Source organism: Sphingobium sp. D43FB, assembly GCF_002312805.1.
GTDB lineage: Bacteria > Pseudomonadota > Alphaproteobacteria > Sphingomonadales > Sphingomonadaceae > Sphingobium.
Window position 1 is genome coordinate 38,120 of sequence record NZ_NMUA01000013.1, and the last position, 16,922, is coordinate 55,041.

At 63.8% G+C, this 16,922-nt stretch carries 19 protein-coding genes and 1 tRNA gene; 15 read left to right on the top strand and 5 right to left on the bottom strand.

Annotated features, from left to right (window positions below; all coding sequences use genetic code 11):
* Positions 1-470: 470 nt before the first annotated feature.
* From SxD43FB_RS12605 to SxD43FB_RS12645, 8 genes are all read left to right on the top strand, one after another.
* Positions 471-1,388, top strand: a complete 918-nt coding sequence (locus SxD43FB_RS12605) for a YihY/virulence factor BrkB family protein (RefSeq protein WP_096062561.1) — start codon at positions 471-473, stop codon at positions 1,386-1,388.
* 53 nt (positions 1,389-1,441) lie between these two features.
* Positions 1,442-1,517: transfer RNA gene (locus SxD43FB_RS12610), tRNA-Trp, on the top strand.
* Between the two features lie 170 nt (positions 1,518-1,687).
* Positions 1,688-1,894: a preprotein translocase subunit SecE gene (secE, locus tag SxD43FB_RS12615; RefSeq protein ID WP_037472331.1), complete on the top strand. Its 207-nt coding sequence runs from the start codon at positions 1,688-1,690 to the stop codon at positions 1,892-1,894.
* Between the two features lie 39 nt (positions 1,895-1,933).
* On the top strand, positions 1,934-2,470 hold the full coding sequence (gene nusG, locus SxD43FB_RS12620) for a transcription termination/antitermination protein NusG (protein WP_037472329.1): 537 nt from the start codon (positions 1,934-1,936) through the stop codon (positions 2,468-2,470).
* Positions 2,471-2,735: 265 nt separating this feature from the next.
* A complete protein-coding gene (rplK, locus tag SxD43FB_RS12625; protein ID WP_037472327.1) occupies positions 2,736-3,167 on the top strand; it encodes a 50S ribosomal protein L11 in 432 nt (143 codons plus the stop codon).
* A gap of 5 nt (positions 3,168-3,172) precedes the next feature.
* A complete protein-coding gene (gene rplA / locus SxD43FB_RS12630; RefSeq protein ID WP_037472325.1) occupies positions 3,173-3,871 on the top strand; it encodes a 50S ribosomal protein L1 in 699 nt (232 codons plus the stop codon).
* Positions 3,872-4,184: 313 nt separating this feature from the next.
* Complete coding sequence (locus tag SxD43FB_RS12640) at positions 4,185-5,975, top strand: DEAD/DEAH box helicase (RefSeq protein WP_096062490.1); 1,791 nt, start codon at positions 4,185-4,187, stop codon at positions 5,973-5,975.
* A gap of 52 nt (positions 5,976-6,027) precedes the next feature.
* Complete coding sequence (locus tag SxD43FB_RS12645; protein WP_096062491.1) at positions 6,028-7,566, top strand: cryptochrome/photolyase family protein; 1,539 nt, start codon at positions 6,028-6,030, stop codon at positions 7,564-7,566.
* On the opposite strand, the gene ybaL is transcribed toward SxD43FB_RS12645, so the two are convergent.
* The 3 genes from ybaL to SxD43FB_RS12655 are packed head-to-tail and all read right to left on the bottom strand — an operon-like array spanning position 7,563 to position 9,805.
* The gene (gene ybaL, locus SxD43FB_RS12650) at positions 7,563-9,200 is read right to left on the bottom strand and encodes a YbaL family putative K(+) efflux transporter (protein WP_096062492.1); all 1,638 of its coding nucleotides are present in this window, start codon (positions 9,198-9,200) and stop codon (positions 7,563-7,565) included. The genes SxD43FB_RS12645 and ybaL overlap by 4 nt on opposite strands.
* Before the next feature lie 29 nt (positions 9,201-9,229).
* Positions 9,230-9,358 carry a hypothetical protein gene (locus SxD43FB_RS25915; RefSeq protein ID WP_255245714.1) on the bottom strand — a complete coding sequence of 43 codons (129 nt, stop codon included), beginning with the start codon at positions 9,356-9,358 and terminating at the stop codon, positions 9,230-9,232.
* A gap of 51 nt (positions 9,359-9,409) precedes the next feature.
* Positions 9,410-9,805, bottom strand: a complete 396-nt coding sequence (locus SxD43FB_RS12655) for a hypothetical protein (RefSeq protein ID WP_096062493.1) — start codon at positions 9,803-9,805, stop codon at positions 9,410-9,412.
* A gap of 187 nt (positions 9,806-9,992) precedes the next feature.
* On the opposite strand from SxD43FB_RS12655, the gene rplU reads away from it, so the two are divergent.
* From rplU to SxD43FB_RS12670, 3 genes are all read left to right on the top strand, one after another.
* Positions 9,993-10,358 (top strand): 50S ribosomal protein L21, encoded by a 366-nt coding sequence (gene rplU / locus SxD43FB_RS12660; RefSeq protein ID WP_037472318.1) that lies wholly within the window; start codon positions 9,993-9,995, stop codon positions 10,356-10,358.
* Positions 10,359-10,392: 34 nt separating this feature from the next.
* The gene (rpmA, locus tag SxD43FB_RS12665) at positions 10,393-10,662 is read left to right on the top strand and encodes a 50S ribosomal protein L27 (protein WP_037472317.1); all 270 of its coding nucleotides are present in this window, start codon (positions 10,393-10,395) and stop codon (positions 10,660-10,662) included.
* A 274-nt stretch (positions 10,663-10,936) separates the two neighbouring features.
* Complete coding sequence (locus SxD43FB_RS12670; RefSeq protein WP_096062494.1) at positions 10,937-11,512, top strand: GNAT family N-acetyltransferase; 576 nt, start codon at positions 10,937-10,939, stop codon at positions 11,510-11,512.
* A gap of 33 nt (positions 11,513-11,545) precedes the next feature.
* On the opposite strand, the gene SxD43FB_RS12675 is transcribed toward SxD43FB_RS12670, so the two are convergent.
* A complete protein-coding gene (locus SxD43FB_RS12675) occupies positions 11,546-12,082 on the bottom strand; it encodes a GNAT family N-acetyltransferase (RefSeq protein ID WP_096062495.1) in 537 nt (178 codons plus the stop codon).
* 31 nt (positions 12,083-12,113) lie between these two features.
* Positions 12,114-12,965, bottom strand: a complete 852-nt coding sequence (locus tag SxD43FB_RS12680; protein WP_096062496.1) for a metal-dependent hydrolase — start codon at positions 12,963-12,965, stop codon at positions 12,114-12,116.
* Between the two features lie 47 nt (positions 12,966-13,012).
* Between SxD43FB_RS12680 and SxD43FB_RS12685 the strand changes: the two genes are divergently transcribed.
* The 4 genes from SxD43FB_RS12685 to SxD43FB_RS12700 all read left to right on the top strand — a co-directional run bounded on the left by SxD43FB_RS12685 (position 13,013) and on the right by SxD43FB_RS12700 (position 16,903).
* Positions 13,013-13,630, top strand: coding sequence for a helix-turn-helix domain-containing protein (locus SxD43FB_RS12685; protein WP_052027499.1), 618 nt, complete (start codon positions 13,013-13,015; stop codon positions 13,628-13,630).
* A gap of 30 nt (positions 13,631-13,660) precedes the next feature.
* Positions 13,661-14,758, top strand: coding sequence for a GTPase ObgE (obgE, locus tag SxD43FB_RS12690; RefSeq protein WP_037472313.1), 1,098 nt, complete (start codon positions 13,661-13,663; stop codon positions 14,756-14,758).
* Between the two features lie 94 nt (positions 14,759-14,852).
* Positions 14,853-15,983, top strand: a complete 1,131-nt coding sequence (gene proB / locus SxD43FB_RS12695) for a glutamate 5-kinase (RefSeq protein WP_096062497.1) — start codon at positions 14,853-14,855, stop codon at positions 15,981-15,983.
* A 5-nt stretch (positions 15,984-15,988) separates the two neighbouring features.
* The gene (locus SxD43FB_RS12700) at positions 15,989-16,903 is read left to right on the top strand and encodes an NAD(P)H-binding protein (protein ID WP_176482769.1); all 915 of its coding nucleotides are present in this window, start codon (positions 15,989-15,991) and stop codon (positions 16,901-16,903) included.
* The last annotated feature ends 19 nt before the right edge of the window (positions 16,904-16,922 follow it).

The window sequence follows — 16,922 nt, forward strand, 5'->3', positions numbered from 1 at the left end:
GATAACTAAAAGCGGCCATTTGCGGCCGTTCCACACCCCAAACTCGGTTCCCTATTGCAGACGTTGATGCAGCCGCTAACAAATCAGCATGGGCGACTTTCTTTACCTACTAATTGAGCTTCTGGCGTTAGCACTAATTGGCGCTGCGATTTATCTGATATTCCGTAGCAAGCGTGCCAAAAGCGCGATCGGGATCAACCTGAAGCCACCAAAATTCTGCCAAAATTGCAAAGAGCCACTTCCTATTTTCCGTTTTCCTAGAACCTTTAAACAGGCGTTGGTAGGGGGATGGACATGCTCACGGTGCGGTTGTGAAATCGACAAGTGGGGGACGATTACGAAGAGCAGCAGCCCCTAAACAGACTATCCGCCACCCACCCCCTTTCCCGGCTTCACTCGAAACGACCCAAGCTGCGGCGGAACCCCCTCCCCCTTCATGCGCTTGCCCTATGGAGCAGCAGGGGACGTCCATGACCGAGAAGATCGCGCAGCAGGTGCATGTCGATGCGCCGTGGAAAATTCCGCCACGGGCCTGGTGGGAAATATTGAAGCGCGTCTATGCGTCGCTCGGATCCAATAATGTCGGTCTGCTGGCCGCTGGCGTTGCCTATTATGCCTTTCTCTCGATCGCGCCGATGTTCGCCGCCGTCGTGCTGACCTATGGCCTGTTCGGCGATCCAGCGATGGTCGGGCGGCATATGCAGGCGATCATCGCCGTCGTGCCCGCCGACGCGGCCAAGCTCATCAACGACCAGTTATTGGGTGTCGTCAGCACTGCCAAGCCCGCGATCGGATTCGGCCTGCTGACCGCGCTCGCCATTGCGGTCTATGGCGCGACGCGCGCGGCTTCGGCGGTGATGCAATCGCTCAACATCGTCTATGGCCAGCTTGAACGGCGCAATATTTTTGCCTTTTATCGGGTGTCGCTGGGCATCACCTGTTCGGCCGTGCTGGTGGTGGTGGCGGGCGTGTTCACTGCGACGGTGATCGGCCTCATCCAGAAATTCCTGACCGACTGGGGACCGGGCGTGCTGTTCGCGATTAAGGCCGCGACCTGGATTTGTGCGGGGTTGCTCGCCAGCGTCATCTTCGGCCTCATCTACCGCTTCGGTCCCAATCGCCAGCAGGCGCAGTGGCAATGGCTGACGGTCGGGTCGGTCACGGCGACGCTCTTCTGGCTGATCGTGACGCTTGGCGTGTCCTTCTACGTCTCGACCTTCGGCAATTATAATGAGACCTATGGATCGCTCGGCGCGGTCGTCGTGCTGCAGCTATGGCTGTTCGTTTCCGCTTACGTCGTATTGCTCGGCGCGCAGATCAATGCGGAAGCGGAGCGGCAGACCAGCGTCGATACCAGCGTTGCCGCGCCCGTAACGGATGCTGCATAATCCTGCTTGCCCTACCACCCATGCCACGCTAAAGCGCCCTCCTTCGCCGGCACAGGAGTGTAGCTCAGTTGGTAGAGCGTCGGTCTCCAAAACCGAATGCCGTGGGTTCGAGTCCCTCCACTCCTGCCAAGCGCCAAGTCCGCTAAACCTTGTAGTATCAGGGTTTCGCGACTAGGTGCGCAGGCGAACATGTGTCGCGAAGCATGCGGCCGCTTCCCCCGGACGTCCCATAGGACGGGAACGGGAGGGCGGACTGTTGCTTCGCGAATTGGCGTTGGTTTTGAAGATAGAGGCAGGCGATGGCGAAGGTATCCCCCGGCGAATTCGTCAATCAGGTGAAGACCGAAGCGTCGAAGATCGTGTGGCCCACCGGCCGCGAAACGATGATGACCGGCGTAATGGTCGTCATCATGACGACGCTGCTCGGCCTGTTCTTCTTTGGCATCGACACCTTCTTCGGCGCGATCGTCCAGTGGCTGCTGGGCCTTGCGGCGGGTCAGGCTTGAGCATGACAGCCTTGGTTTTTGGGAGTTTGACACGGTAACATGGCGCGCTGGTACATCATCCACGCCTATTCGGGCTTCGAGAACAAGGTCAAGGAATCGATCCTGTCCGAAGCCGAGCGCATGGGCCTCACCCAATTGGTCGAACAGGTCGAAGTGCCCGTTGAAACCGTCACCGAAGTCAAGCGCGGCAAGAAGGTTCAGGTCGAACGCAAGTTCATGCCGGGCTATGTCCTCGCCAAGCTGGCGATGAACGACGATATTTATCACCTGGTCAAGAACACGCCCAAGGTCACCGGTTTCCTGGGGTCGATGGGCAAGCCGCAGGCGATCAGCGAGACCGAGGCTGCGCGCTATTTCGGCGCCCGCAAGGAAGCCGAAGCCGCACCCAAGCACAAGGTCAGCGTCGATTACGAAATCGGCGATAGCGTCAAGGTGCTGGACGGTCCCTTCGCCAGCTTCAACGGCGTGGTCGAGGAACTGGATTTCGAAAAGAACCGGGTCAAGGTGTCGGTGTCGATCTTCGGTCGCGCAACCCCTGTGGAACTGGATTTCGAGCAGGTCGAACTGTCGAAGTAAGGTTGTTTCCGTCATCCCGGACTTGATCCGGGATCCATGCGCTTCAGCGCGGCAGAAACGAGCCAGCGTAGAGCAAATGGATCCTGACTTTCGTCAGGATGACGGAGAAGAAGATTTTTCGTTTCGTCAGCTTTTTCTGGCGCGACGATCAAAGAGATTTCCGGGCAACCGGGAATATATGCGGGAGAAGGCCTGGCCTTCGTTTGGACCGCTAAACTTGAACCGGGCGCGCCTTCGGGTACGCCCAGCAACAGAGTGAGTGACAATGGCCAAGAAGATTACGGGCTACATCAAGCTCCAGGTGCCCGCTGGAGACGCCAAACCTGCACCGCCGATCGGCCCAGCACTGGGTCAGCGCGGCGTGAACATCATGGAATTCTGCAAGGCGTTCAACGCCCAGACCGCTGGCGTCGAAAAGGGCACCCCCCTGCCGACGATCATCACCGTCTATGCCGATCGCAGCTTCACCTTCACGATGAAGCAGCCGCCTGCCACCTTCCTCATCAAGAAGGCGATGAACCTCAAGTCGGGTTCCAAGGAACCAGGCAAGATTGTCGCTGGCAAGATCACCCGTGCGCAGCTGGCGGAAATCGCCCAAGCCAAGATGGTTGACCTGAACGCGAACGACATCGACGCTGCAACGAAGATCATCGAAGGCTCCGCTCGCGCGATGGGCCTCGACGTGGTGGAGGGCTGATTATCATGGCAAAGCTGACCAAGAAGGCGAAGGCCCTGGCCACCGCGGTTGACCGCGAAAAGCTGCACGGCGTTGACGAGGCGCTGGGCCTGATCAAGACGCATGCGACCGCCAAGTTCGACGAAAGCGTCGAAATCGCGATCAACCTGGGCGTTGACCCCCGTCATGCCGACCAGATGGTCCGTGGCGTCGTCACCCTGCCTGCAGGCACCGGCAAGGACGTGCGCGTCGCCGTGTTCGCCCGCAACGAAAAGGCACAAGCGGCGCTCGACGCCGGTGCCGACATCGTGGGTGCCGAAGACCTGCTGGAATCGATCCAGGCTGGCAACATCGATTTCCAGCGCGTCATCGCGACGCCGGACATGATGGGCCTGGTCGGTCGTCTGGGTAAGATCCTCGGTCCCAAGGGCCTGATGCCGAACCCCAAGCTCGGCACTGTGACCCCGAACGTCGCAGAAGCCGTGAAGGCCGCCAAGGGTGGCCAGATCGAATTCCGCGTCGAAAAGGCAGGCATCATCCATGCGGGCCTGGGCAAGTCGAGCTTCACCGCTGAAGACCTGCGCAAGAATTTCGACGCCTTCGTCGATGCGATCGTCAAGGCGAAGCCGACCGGTTCGAAGGGCAAATATGTCCGCAAGATCGCCCTGTCGTCTTCGATGGGGCCGGGCGTGAAGGTCGACGTGGCAGAAGTCGCCGCCGTCTGATTTTCATGCTATAGACTAAGGACAAGCCTCTTTCCTCGAAATGGGGAAGGAGGCTTTCCTGTTTTCAATTGATCCTCCCCTGACCGGGGAGGCGGCTGGCGGAAAGCCGGACGGAGAGATGCAACGCGAACGAAAGGGGCAAACCCCTTCGCTGCCAGTCATGCTGGCGGCTCCTGCCCTTGCCGGGTGGGAATGTGAAAATCAGGGTGTGTGGCCTATCACTCTGAACGTCTGCTTTGGCAGGCGTAAGGCACAGGTCTTATGAGTATCCGTCGGAAGAGGCGGGTCGCTTAACCGACGAGAAAAACTAGACATGGCATTTGATACCCTCCCCCCCATCCTCGCCCAGGCGCTGACGACCAAGGGTTACGAAACCCTGACCGAAGTGCAGGCATCCGTTATCGAACCCGAAGCGATTGGCCGCGACATGATCGTGTCGGCCAAGACCGGATCGGGCAAGACCGTCGCCTTCGGCCTCGCCATGGCGGGCGAATTGCTGAACGAAGAAGGCCGCTTGCCCCCCGCTGCCTGGCCGCTGGCGCTGGTGATCGCGCCGACGCGCGAACTGGCGCTGCAGGTCAGCCGCGAGCTCGAATGGCTTTATGCCGGTGCGCGCGCACGCATCGCCACCTGCGTCGGTGGCATGGATGCAGCCCGCGAGCGCAAGGCGCTGGCGCAGGGCGCGCATATCGTCGTCGGTACGCCGGGCCGTCTGCGCGACCATCTCGAACGCGGCGCGCTCGACCTCTCCGCGCTCAAGACCGCCGTGCTGGATGAAGCCGACGAAATGCTCGACATGGGCTTCCGCGAAGATCTGGAAGGCATCCTGGATGCCACACCCGATGGCCGCCGCACCTTGCTGTTCTCGGCGACGATGCCCAAGCCCATCGTGGCGCTGGCCCGCCGTTACCAGAAGGACGCGCTGCAGATCGCGACCACCTCGACCGAGCGTGGCCATGGCGACATCAGCTATCAGGCGATGACCGTTGCCCCGTCGGACATTGAAAATGCCGTGGTCAACCTGCTGCGCTTCCATGAGGCCGAAACGGCGATGCTGTTCTGCGCCACGCGCGACAATGTCCGCCATCTGCACGCCAGCCTGACCGAGCGGGGCTTTGCCGCCGTCGCGCTCTCGGGCGAGCACAGCCAGAATGAACGCAACCATGCGTTGCAAGCGCTGCGCGACCGTCGCGCCCGCGTCTGCGTCGCCACCGACGTCGCCGCGCGCGGTATCGATCTGCCCACGCTAACGCTCGTCGTCCATGTGGAAATTCCCCGCGATGCCGAAACCATGCAGCATCGGTCAGGTCGTACCGGCCGCGCGGGCAAGAAGGGCACCGCCGTCCTGATCGTCCCCTATCCGCGCCGTCGCCGGGTGGAAGGGATGCTCAAGGGCGCCAAGATCCCCGTCGAATGGACGTCCGCGCCCAGCAAGGAAGCCATTGCGGCGCAGGATGCCGAACGTCTGCGCGCACGCCTGCTCGAACCCATGGAACTGGAAGAGTCCGATTGGGCGCTGGGCGGCGAACTGCTCGAAGCCAAGAGCGCCAAGGAAATTGCGGCCATGCTGGTGCGTTCGGCACGCGCAGCACTGCCTGCGCCCGAGGAGCTGCTCGACGGCAGCGATGCCCCGGCCCGCCGTGAAGGACCGCGTCCCGGTTTCGAGGATACCCAGTGGTTCCGCATGAATATCGGCCGCACGCAAAATGCCGATCCGCGCTGGATCTTGCCGCTGATCTGCCGTCGTGGCCATGTGTCGCGTGGCGACATCGGCGCGATCCGCATCACCGCCACCGACACGATGTTCGAAATCCCCAAGGCGATCTCGGCCAAATTCCTGGCCGCTGTCCGCCGCACGGGCGAAGCGGGTGACGAGGGCGCGGATGTGATGTTCGATCCCATCGATGGCGCACCGCGCGAGGAAGCCCGTGGCAACCGCAAGCAGTTGCGCCCCGCCAATGGCGATCGTCCCAACCGCAGCGGCCCGCCCCGTGGTGGCCCCGGTGCCGGGTCGCGCGGCGGTGCGTCGCCGCACAGCCCACGCCCCTTCAAGGGCGCAGGCGCCGGTGGCCCGCGCAAGGGTCCGCCGCGTAGCCGGGGCTAACGCCCTTTAGGACAGGTGGGAGCCATCGGGGCCGTCGGTCATTGCAGCACGCATGACCGACGGCCCTTTTCTCATTCCCGTGCTGGGCGACCAGCTCGACCCCGACATCGCCGCGCTGCGCCACGTTGATAAAACACGCAGCATCGTGCTGATGATGGAGGTGGCCGACGAAACCACTTATGTCCGCCATCATAAGGCCAAGATCGCCTTCATCCTGTCCGCCATGCGCCATCATGCCGATCGGCTGCGGGCGCTGGGCTGGACGGTCGATTATGTGACGCTGGACGACCCGGCCAATAGCGGCAGCTTCACCGGTGAAGTCGCCCGCGCCATCGACCGGCACAAGCCCGCCGCCATCCATGTGACCGAGGCCGGCGAATGGCGGGTCCGGGCGATGCTTGAAAGCTGGGCGCTACGTTTCGGGCTGCCCGTCACCATCCATGAGGATGACCGTTTCCTCTGCACCCATGCCGAATTCGATAGCTGGGCCGCCGCGCGCAAGCAGTTGCGGATGGAATTTTTCTACCGCGACATGCGGCGCAAGACCGGCCTGCTGCTGACCGAGGATGGCCAGCCCGAAGGCGGCCAGTGGAATTATGACGCCGACAATCGCAAGCCGCCACCCGCGCGCGACCTGCTGATGCCCCGCCCCATCCGCTTCCAGCCCGATGCGGTCACGCAGGATGTGCTGGCCATGGTCGCCACGCGCTTTGCCGACCATATCGGCAGCCTCGATCATTTCCACTTCGCGGTGACGCATGAGGAAGCGATGCGCCAACAGCGCCATTTCCTTGATGAAGCGCTACCCCGCTTTGGCGACTATCAGGACGCGATGCTGACCGGCGAGCCGTTCCTGTGGCACTCGATCCTCTCGCCCTATATTAACACCGGGCTGCTCGACCCGCTGGCGCTGTGCCGCGCGGTCGAGGAACGCTATCGGGTCGGCAAGGTGCCGCTCAACGCCGCCGAAGGCTTCATTCGCCAGATCATCGGCTGGCGCGAATATGTGCGCGGTATCTACTGGCATGAAGGGCCGGACTATGCGCAGCGCAATGCGCTGGGGGCGACCCGCGCCCTGCCTGGTTTCTATTGGACCGGGCAGACCGACATGCATTGCCTGTCCCAGGCGATCGGCCAGACGATCGACCATGGCTATGCCCATCATATCCAGCGGCTTATGATCACCGGCAATTTCGCCCTGCTCGCCGGTGTCGATCCGCATCAGGTGCATATCTGGTATCTGGAAGTCTATGCCGACGCCTATGAATGGGTCGAGCTGCCCAATACGCTGGGCATGAGCCAGTTTGCCGATGGCGGCCTGCTCGGTTCCAAACCCTATGCGTCGAGCGGCGCCTATATCAACCGCATGTCCAACTATTGCGGGTCATGCCGCTATGATGTGAAGCAGCGTGTCGGCAGGGACGCCTGCCCCTTCAACGCGCTCTATTGGGACTTCCTGGCCCGCAACCAGCGCAAGCTGGCGTCCAATCCCCGCATGGCCCTGCCCTATCGCAACTGGGACAAGATGCCGGAAGATGACCGTACCGCCATCCGGGAACAGGCGGCACGGTTCCTCGGCTCAATGGATTAACTCGCACCACACAGCGTCAGCATCCGCCCGGCCAGTTCCCGCTCGCCCATGACGATATGCCGCACGCCCAGCGTTTCGAGATGCGCGACCTCCGCATCCGAATGGGCGCGGGCGATCACCTCCAGCTTGGGGTTGAGGTGGCGGGCATGTTCGTGGATCGCGCCGCCTTCAAATCCTTCGGGCACCGCGATCAGCAGGTGATGGGCTTCGGTAATCCCGGCGCTGCGCAGCGCCTTGTCCTCCAGCGCATTGCCGCGCACGACGGACAGCCCGGCTTCCTGCGCTTCCTCCACTTTATCGGCATCATCCTCGATCACCGTGAACGGCATCTGCCGCTCGGTCAGCCGGTCGGCGATCAGCTTGCCGACCCGGCCATAGCCGACCAGGATAATATGCCCGATCGCGGGCCGCGCCGCCGCGACGCGCGCCGCTTCCGCCACTACCTCCTCCTGCTTGCGACCGCGCACGGCCAGCGAGAAGAGGATGGGATTGAGGAAGATCGACACGATCGCACCTGCGAGGATCAGGTCGCGCGCATCGGCCGGAAGCACGCCAAGCCCTGTCCCAAGCGTCGCAAGGATGAAGGAAAATTCGCCGATCTGCGCCAGGCTGACCGCGATGGTCATCGCCGTGTCGCCCGGTTTGCCGAACAAACGGACGATGGCATAGGCGGCGATCGACTTGCCCACGATGATGATCGCGACCGTCGCCAGCAATGGCAGCGGCTGTTCCCACAGCACGGCCGGATTGAACAACATGCCGACCGACACGAAGAACAGCACCGCAAACGCATCGCGCAGCGGCAGCGTCTCCTCCGTCGCCCGCCTGCTGAGCGGCGTTTCGCCCAGGATCATGCCCGCGAAGAAGGCACCCAACGCGAAGGATACGTCGAACGCATAGGCTGCACCAAACGCGACGCCCAGAGCGATCGCCAGCACCGCGAGGCGGAACAGCTCCCGCGATCCGGTATGCACGACCCAGTGCAGCGTCCAGGGAATGACCCGCCGCCCGACGATCATCATCAGCGCGACGAAGCCGGCCACCTTGAGCAGCGTGCCGACCAGCGGCGCGATCAGCGCGCCCGCCCCGGCCCCGGAGTCCGCGTCGCTTATGACGGCGGCCAGCGCAGGCAGCAGGACGAGCGCCAGCACCATCACCAGATCTTCGACGATCAGCCAGCCGACCGCGATCCGCCCCCGCCGCGTCTCGACCAGATCAGCGCTTTGCAAGGCCCGCAGCAGCACCACTGTACTGGCGACCGACAGCGCAAGGCCAAAGACGATGCCGCCCATCAGCGGCCATCCCATGAGGGCGGACAGCCCCATGCCAAGGCCGGTCGCCACGCCGATCTGCACCAAAGCCCCCGGAACGGCGATATGTTTGACCGACATCAGATCCTTGAAGGAGAAATGCAGCCCCACGCCGAACATCAGCAGGATGACGCCGATTTCGGCGAGTTCCTTGGCCAGTCCGCTATCGGCGACGAAACCGGGCGTGAAAGGGCCGACCATGATCCCGGCGACGAGATAGCCCACAAGGGGCGACATGCGGAGCCTGTGGGCGATGGCGCCCATGATGAAGGCGACGACAAGGCCGGCGACGATGGTGCCGATCAGGGGCGTGTGATGGGGCATGCAAGCCTTTCGATGCGAATCATTCTATATCAGAAAGTCAAAGGATGGAGCAGGACCGCCAGCAGCAGGGCGGCCGCAGCCAGACCTGTCATGATAGCGGGCATGAACCACCAGGGCGGACGGCGACGCTTGCCGCCGGGCTCAGGCTTATCGGACATCTTCATGGTCCTCCTTTCGACGACGCCCATCGAAACGGGCCATGCAGATCGTCAGAGGGCGGCGGGTGGGGCGCGCGCCCGGTGGGCGCTGGACAATAGCAGAGGTGCCGCCGCAATCTGCCGCCGCGAAAAGAAAATTCGCAAGCGGCCTACGGAGGCCACGAGCGCCAACGTCGCGATGATGCAGAAAAGAAACACAGGCGGCGTATCATCACCATCCACGCGCGCGGCCTGCGCGACGTGCGGCGGCGTCGGTGCGCGCGCCTTGACCACCACATCGCTCGTTGCAGGATTGAAAGCGGAGCCGGTCGGGCGACTGAGCGGCGGGCCGATGGGGGCCAGCGCAGAGAGGAGCGTCACCACGATCAGCATCCACAAGGCGACGGATAGGCTATAGCGGCTAAGCTGCCGATCGCCCTTTCCTGTCTCGCCTGTTATATGCCGCATCGCTCGCTTCGGTCCTTTCGCGGACAAGATAGGGCCTGTGCGAACCGAAAACCACCCCGGTTCCGCGCCGCCATCGGTTGACACCCGCGAGTCATTCCACTAACGGGCCACATTCCCGCGCGGGTCGGCAAGGCGTCATGTCTTTGGTGATTTGCGTAAAGCAGATTTGAACGAGAAGAGACAAGCCATGTTCGCTATCGTGCGCACAGGCGGCAAGCAGTATCGCGTCGCCGCCGGAGACAAGATCGTCGTCGAAAAGATGGCCGGTGAAGCCGGTGACAAGATTACGCTGGACGACGTCCTGCTGGCCGGTGAAGGCGGCGATCTGAAGGATGTGGCCGGTCTGACCGTCGCAGCCGAGATCATCGCGCAGGCGAAGGGCGAAAAGGTCATCGTCTTCAAGAAGCGTCGCCGCCACAATTATCGCCGCAAGAACGGCCATCGTCAGCGCCACACGATCCTGCGCATCGTCGCAATCGGTGCCGAAGACAAGAAGGCCGCCAAGGCCGAGGCCAAGACCCAAGACGCAGCCCCGGCTGCTGCCGAAGCCTGATCGCTTCGCGCCTGATATTCTAGGAGTTTAGACAATGGCACATAAGAAAGCTGGCGGTTCGTCGCGCAACGGTCGTGATTCGGAATCGAAGCGCCTTGGCGTCAAGAAGTTCGGCGGTCAGGAAGTGATCGGCGGCAACATCATCATTCGTCAGCGCGGCACGCGCGTATATCCCGGCCGCAATGTCGGCATGGGCAAGGACCACACGCTGTTCGCGCTGGGTGAAGGCCGCGTGGTATTCCACGCTGGCAAGCTCGGCCGCAAATATGTGTCGGTCGACGCGATGGCCGAAGCGGCAGAATAACGGACGACGAATGACGGGTCGTCCTTTTGAGGGGCGATCCTTTCGTGACGCGAACCTTTAGGTTCAAGTGACGATGTTCGAGGGATAAAGGGGCGCTCCTTCCATCAGAGGGGCGCCCTTTTTCCGTTGGGCGAAACATCCTCTTAAATTCCCTCAACCCACTGGAACTCCACGCCTTCTCACGCGTCATGCAGGCGGGGAACATGCCAGACATCGACCGTCGTCAAGTCGTCATCATTGGCGGCTATGGGCACGCCCAAGAGGAGAGAGAAGAATGTTCGCCCGCACCCCCCGCCTGCTGCTGCGTCCAGGCTGGATGGAAGACGCGCCCGCGCTGGCTCATGCGATCAGTGATCCTGCCATCCTGCGCAACCTGACCCACGCGCCCGCCCCCTATGCGCTGGACGATGCGCAAGCATTCCTGTCGCTGCCCCATGATTCGCGCCTGCCGCGCCTGCTCGCCTTCACCCGCACGCGCGGCGCACCGCGCCTGGTCGGCGGGTGCGATATTCATCTGGACGCGCATGGCACGCCGGAACTGGGCTATTGGATCGCGCGGCCCTATTGGGGCCTGGGCTTTGCCACCGAAGCCGCCCGCGCGGTCCTCAGCATGGCGCGCGCCCATGGTGTCCAGGGCGTTCGTGCCGCGCATTTCCTCGACAATCCCGCTTCGGGCAATGTCCTGCGCAAGATCGGCTTCCGCTTCACCGGCCGGGTCGAGCAGCGCTACAGCCTTGCTCGCCGGACGATGGTCGATTCGCTGCTGTTCGAAGAAGGCGAAACCCACGGCATGCACCCGGACCCAGCCATGGATCTCTATCGCGACGCTACGCAGGCGATGGCGGCCTGATAGTGCGGGCGGGGGAGGTGTCTTCCCCGCCCGTCATGCCGAATGCGACTGCCGGGGCCGGTCGAACACCCGCGTCGGCGTGTCGCCCAGCATCCTGTCGGCCAGCGCGACGAAACCCAGTTTCTCGGCTACCCTGATCGACGCGCCATGGTCCGGCGCGATGATACAGCGTAGCGAGGGCGTATCGAGATGGGCGTCGGCCCAGCGCACCACCGCATCCATTGCTTCGCTGGCGACGCCCCTGCCCCATGCCTGCGGCCCCAGCACCCAGCCCGCCTCCGGCACGCCCTCCAGTTCGGGCAGGCCGCGTGCGGCGCTCAGCAGTCCGCCCTCGCCCAGAAACGCGCCGGTCGTCCGATCCTCGATTGCCCACATGCCATAGCCCAGCAGCGACCACATGCCGGCATAGCGGAGCAGACGAAACCACACCGCCTGCGCGTCGAGCGGCACGCCACCGACATGACGCACCACCTTCGCGTCCGCCCACAGGGCGCGGCACGCCGCATAATCGGCGATGCCGTGCGGGCGTAGGATCAGGCGATTGGTGTGGAGCGTGGGCGCATCAGTCATGGCTCGATAAGATCGCGCCCCACCCCGCCCGTCAAGCCGCCGACGGCAGCGGCCCGGTCATCCGCGCATCCGCATAGTCGCTGTCCACCAGCGCGATCAGCGCCCGGTCATCGACCGACCAGGGATGAAAGCCCGGCTTGAAATAGCTGAGCCACGGCCCCGCCACCCGGCGCAAGATGCCCGGCCGCATCAGCGCATAGCCGAGCAACCCGCCCCAGGCGCGCACGCCTGTCACGCCATCCTGCCGCAACAGGTCCATCATGCCGCGCGCCCGATGATGCAGGAAATGTTTGGTGGCGATCAGCATCATCACCGATCGCAGCCGCCAGCGGGCAAAGCTGCTCCAGTCGCGCGTCGCATGGACCCACGTGTCATGCGCCACGCCCTTATGCTCGATCTCCTCGACCGCATGCCAGCGCCACAGCGCCGCAATCTCCGGGTCCGCGCCGTCGAGCAGGCGCGGGTCGCGCAACAGTTCATGGGCGAGGATCGCGGTGAAATGCTCCAGCGCCATGGTCGCGGCCAGGCTGACGATCGGCGGACGGCGCTTTGCTAGGTCACGCACCCGCACCACATCGGCGTCGAGCCGCGACAACTCATAACCATGATCCGCCACCTGCCGGTTGAAGGCCAGATGCTCGCGGCTGTGGACCACCTCCTGCTTGATGAAGGCCGCAATCTCGCCCGCCAGCCTGTCCGGGGTGCCATCGCGAAAGGCGCGGACACTCTCGATGAAATAGGCTTCGCCGCGTGGAAAGGTCACGGACAGGGCGTTGAAGAAAGCCGTGGCGATCGGATCGCCATTCAGCCAATGTCGGGCCGCAGCGCGGTCCCGCCCGAAACGGCGGTCGCGCGGCGTGATAGTGAGGTCGGTCGGGGTCATCTCGCACTCCTTACTTACATTGATGTAAATAAGAGTTACTGACACCTATGTCAATAAAACGTGTCCGCCTCAGCCCGGATGAAAGCCGCCTCGCCGCGCTGGAGGCTGCGCGCATCCTGTTGATCGAAGCTGGCCCGCAGGCCGTGACCCTCAAGGCCGTCGCCGCGCAGATCGGCCGCACCCATGCCAATCTGCTCCACCATTTCGGATCGGCAGCGGGGTTGCACAAAGCGCTCGCCGCTTATCTTGGCGACACCATCACCGCCACCATCGGCGAAGCGGTCGATGCCGCGCGGCGCGGCAAGGTCAGCCCGCGCACCATCGTCGACATGACCTTCGACGCCTTTGACCGCGAAGGCGCAGGCGCGCTGGCCAGCTGGATGCTGGCGCTCGGCAATGAAGACGCGCTCGACCCGGTGGTGGAGGCGATCCACAGGCTGGTCGACAAGCTGACCGCCACCGCGCTGACCCCGCATCTCGCCGACCTCATCCGCGACAATACGCTGATGCTCGTCCTGCTGGCGCTGGGTGATTCGCAAATGGGTGGGCCGATGGCGGGTGCGCTGGGGCTTCCCCGCGAAAAGGCGCGCGAAATGGCCACGCGCAGCCTGACCTTTGCCCTGATGCAGGAGGCCGCGACGCTTGCCGCGCAGGCCGAGGTTTAACTTTTCGCGCGATGGCGCTATGGGCCGCCCATGCATTTTCTCGATCAAGCCAAAATCTTCATCAAATCCGGCTGGGGCGGCCCCGGCGCGGTCAGTTTCCGACGCGAAAAATATGAGGAATATGGCGGCCCCGACGGCGGCAACGGCGGCAAGGGTGGCGACATTATTTTCGAAGCGGTCCAGGGCCTCAACACCCTGATCGACTTTCGCTACACCCAGCATTTCAAGGCGCAGCGCGGCACGCCCGGCATGGGCAAGAATCGCTATGGCGCGGGTGGCAAGGATCTGATCATCCAGGTTCCGGTCGGCACTCAGATCCTGTCTGATCCCAAGCCGATCGAAGGCAGCGAGGACGAAGACGGCATCCCCGATTATGAGGATCAGGACATCCTCGCCGATTTCACCGAAGTCGGCCAGCGCGTCACTTTCCTGCGCGGCGGCGATGGCGGCCGCGGCAACATGTCCTACAAGACCAGCACCAACCGCGCCCCGCGTCAGCATGGTACGGGCTGGCCAGGCCAGGAAATGTGGGTGTGGCTGCGGCTGAAGCTGCTGGCCGATGTCGGCCTGGTCGGCATGCCCAATGCGGGCAAATCGACCCTGATCAATCAAGTGACCAATACCAAGGCGAAGGTCGGCGCCTATGCCTTCACCACCACCAAGCCGCAATTGGGCGTGGTGCTGCACAAGGATCGCGAATTTGTGCTGGCGGATATCCCCGGCCTGATCGCGGGCGCGGCCGAAGGCGTCGGCATTGGCGACCGGTTCCTGGGCCATATCGAACGCTGCCGCGTATTGCTCCACCTGATCGACGCCACTGTCGATGATCCGGTCGAAGCGTTCCAGATCGTCAGCGACGAACTGGCCGCCTATGGCGAGGGGCTGGACGAAAAGCCGCAGATCGTCGCGCTCAACAAGGGTGACCTGTTGGGGCCAGAACTGATGGAGGACATTGCCGAGCAACTGCGCGATCAGGTCGGCGTGGAGGATGTCTTCATCATCTCCGGCGCGACCGGCGATGGCGTGGGCAAATTGCTCGACGCCATCCTGCCGATCCTGGGCGAAGCCCGCGCCGCCGCGCGGCAGGAGGCACAGGACGACGAAGACGGGACATGGTCGCCGCTATAAGCGACCTGCATGACACCCGTTCGCTTCGAGCGAAGTCGAGAAGCGGGTGCATGGCGGTTCTCGACTTCGCTCGAACCGAACGGACCATTTGCCTGTGACTCCTTCCCTCTCCGGCTTCCCCCCCGCCCTGATCCGCCGCTTGGTCATCAAGATCGGCTCGGCCCTGCTCGTCGATCCGGCGGGCAATGTGCGGATCGACTGGTTGCGCACCTTGGTCGCCGACGTCGCGGCGCGGACGCAGGCGGGGCAGCAGATCATCATCGTCTCGTCCGGCGCGATCGCGCTCGGCGCGCGGCGCCTCAAATTGCCCAAGGGCGGGCGCGGCAGCCTGGAGGATGCGCAGGCCGCCGCCGCCACGGGGCAGATCGCCCTGTCGCAATGCTGGGCGAGCCTGCTCGACGAGCAAGGCATCACCGCCGCGCAGATGCTGGTGACGCTCGATGACCTCGAAAATCGCCGCCGCTATTTGAATGCCTCGGCGACGCTCGAACGGCTGATGGCCTTGCATGTCGTGCCGGTGGTCAATGAGAATGACAGCGTCGCCACCGCCGAAATCCGCTTCGGCGATAATGACCGGCTGGCGGCGCGTATCGGACAGGCGGCACGGGCTGACGCGGTTGTGCTGCTTTCCGATGTCGACGGGCTTTACACCGCCAACCCGCACGTCGATGCGAGCGCGATGCTGATCGAAACAATAGACCGCATCGACGCGCGAATCGCGGCCATGGCCGACGGTGGCTCCGCCTCCGGCATGGGATCGGGCGGCATGACGTCCAAGATCGAGGCCGCGCGCATCGCCACCGGCGCGGGCGCGCACCTCGCCATCATCTCCGGCAAGGTCGATGCACCGCTGTCGCACTGGACGCAGGGCGGCAAAGGCTCGATCTTCCTGGCCGCCCAAGGCAAAGGCGCGCGCAAGGGCTGGCTCGCTGGCCGCCTCACCGTGCGCGGCCGCATCATCGTGGACGCGGGCGCGGAAACCGCCTTGTCGAAGGGCAACAGCCTGCTCCCCGCCGGTGTCGCCGCTGTCGAAGGCGTGTTCGCGCGCGGCGATGTGGTCGATATCGTGACGCAGGACGGCCGGGTGATCGCGCGCGGGCTGATCGAATATGATAGCGATGCCGCCGCGAAGATTGCGGGCCGCCGCAGCGAGGATATTGCCGCGCTGCTGGGCGAAATGCCGCGATCAGTGCTGGTCCATCGCGACCATATGGCGATGGTCTGACACGCATGTCCCTCCGCATTGCCATGACCGGCGCGACGGGTTTCGTCGGCGCTGAAACCTTGGATCAGGCGCTGAGCGTCGGGCACCATGTTACCGCGCTGACCCGCCGGGCGCAGCCGCCGCGCGCGCGCCTCAAATGGGTGCCGGGCTCGCTCGATCAGGCGGCAGGCCTCGACACGCTAGTGCGCGACGCCGATGTCGTGATCCATATCGCGGGCGTGGTGAACGCGCCCGATCGCGACGGCTTTGAAATGGGCAATGCGCGCGGCACGATGGCGGTGGTGGACGCCATGCGCAAACGCGGGGTACGGCGGCTGATCCACATTTCCTCGCTCGCCGCGCGCGAGCCGGGTCTGTCCGACTATGGCTGGTCGAAGGACTTGGCCGAACGCCATGTGAGGGCCAGCGGCCTCGACTGGACCATCGTCCGTCCGCCCGCCATCTACGGCCCCAATGATCGCGAAATGCTCGAACTTTTCCGCATGGCCAAGCGCGGCATCATGCTGCTGCCACCGGGCGGACGGCTGTCAGTGATCCATGTTGCCGACCTCGCCCAGTTGCTGCTGGCGCTGGCCGACGATCGCGACCTCAGCCTTGCCCAGACCTACGACCCCGATGACGGCACGCCCACGGGCTGGGACCATAAGGATTTCGGTGCCGCCATCGGTCGCGCGGTGGGCCGGTCGGTGCGGATCTTGGCGACTCCGGCCTGGCTGCTCGGCGTCGCTGCGCGCACGGATCGCCTGTTTCGCGGCAATGGCGCCAAGCTGACCCCCGATCGCGTCGATTATTTCTGCCACCCCGACTGGGTCGCCGCAGCTGACGCGCATGTTCCCAAGCAGCTATGGATGCCGCAAATCCCGACCGAAGAGGGATTGAAGGCGACAGCGCAGGCCTATCGCACCAAAGGCTGGATTTAGGCGGCACCCATCGCCCAGT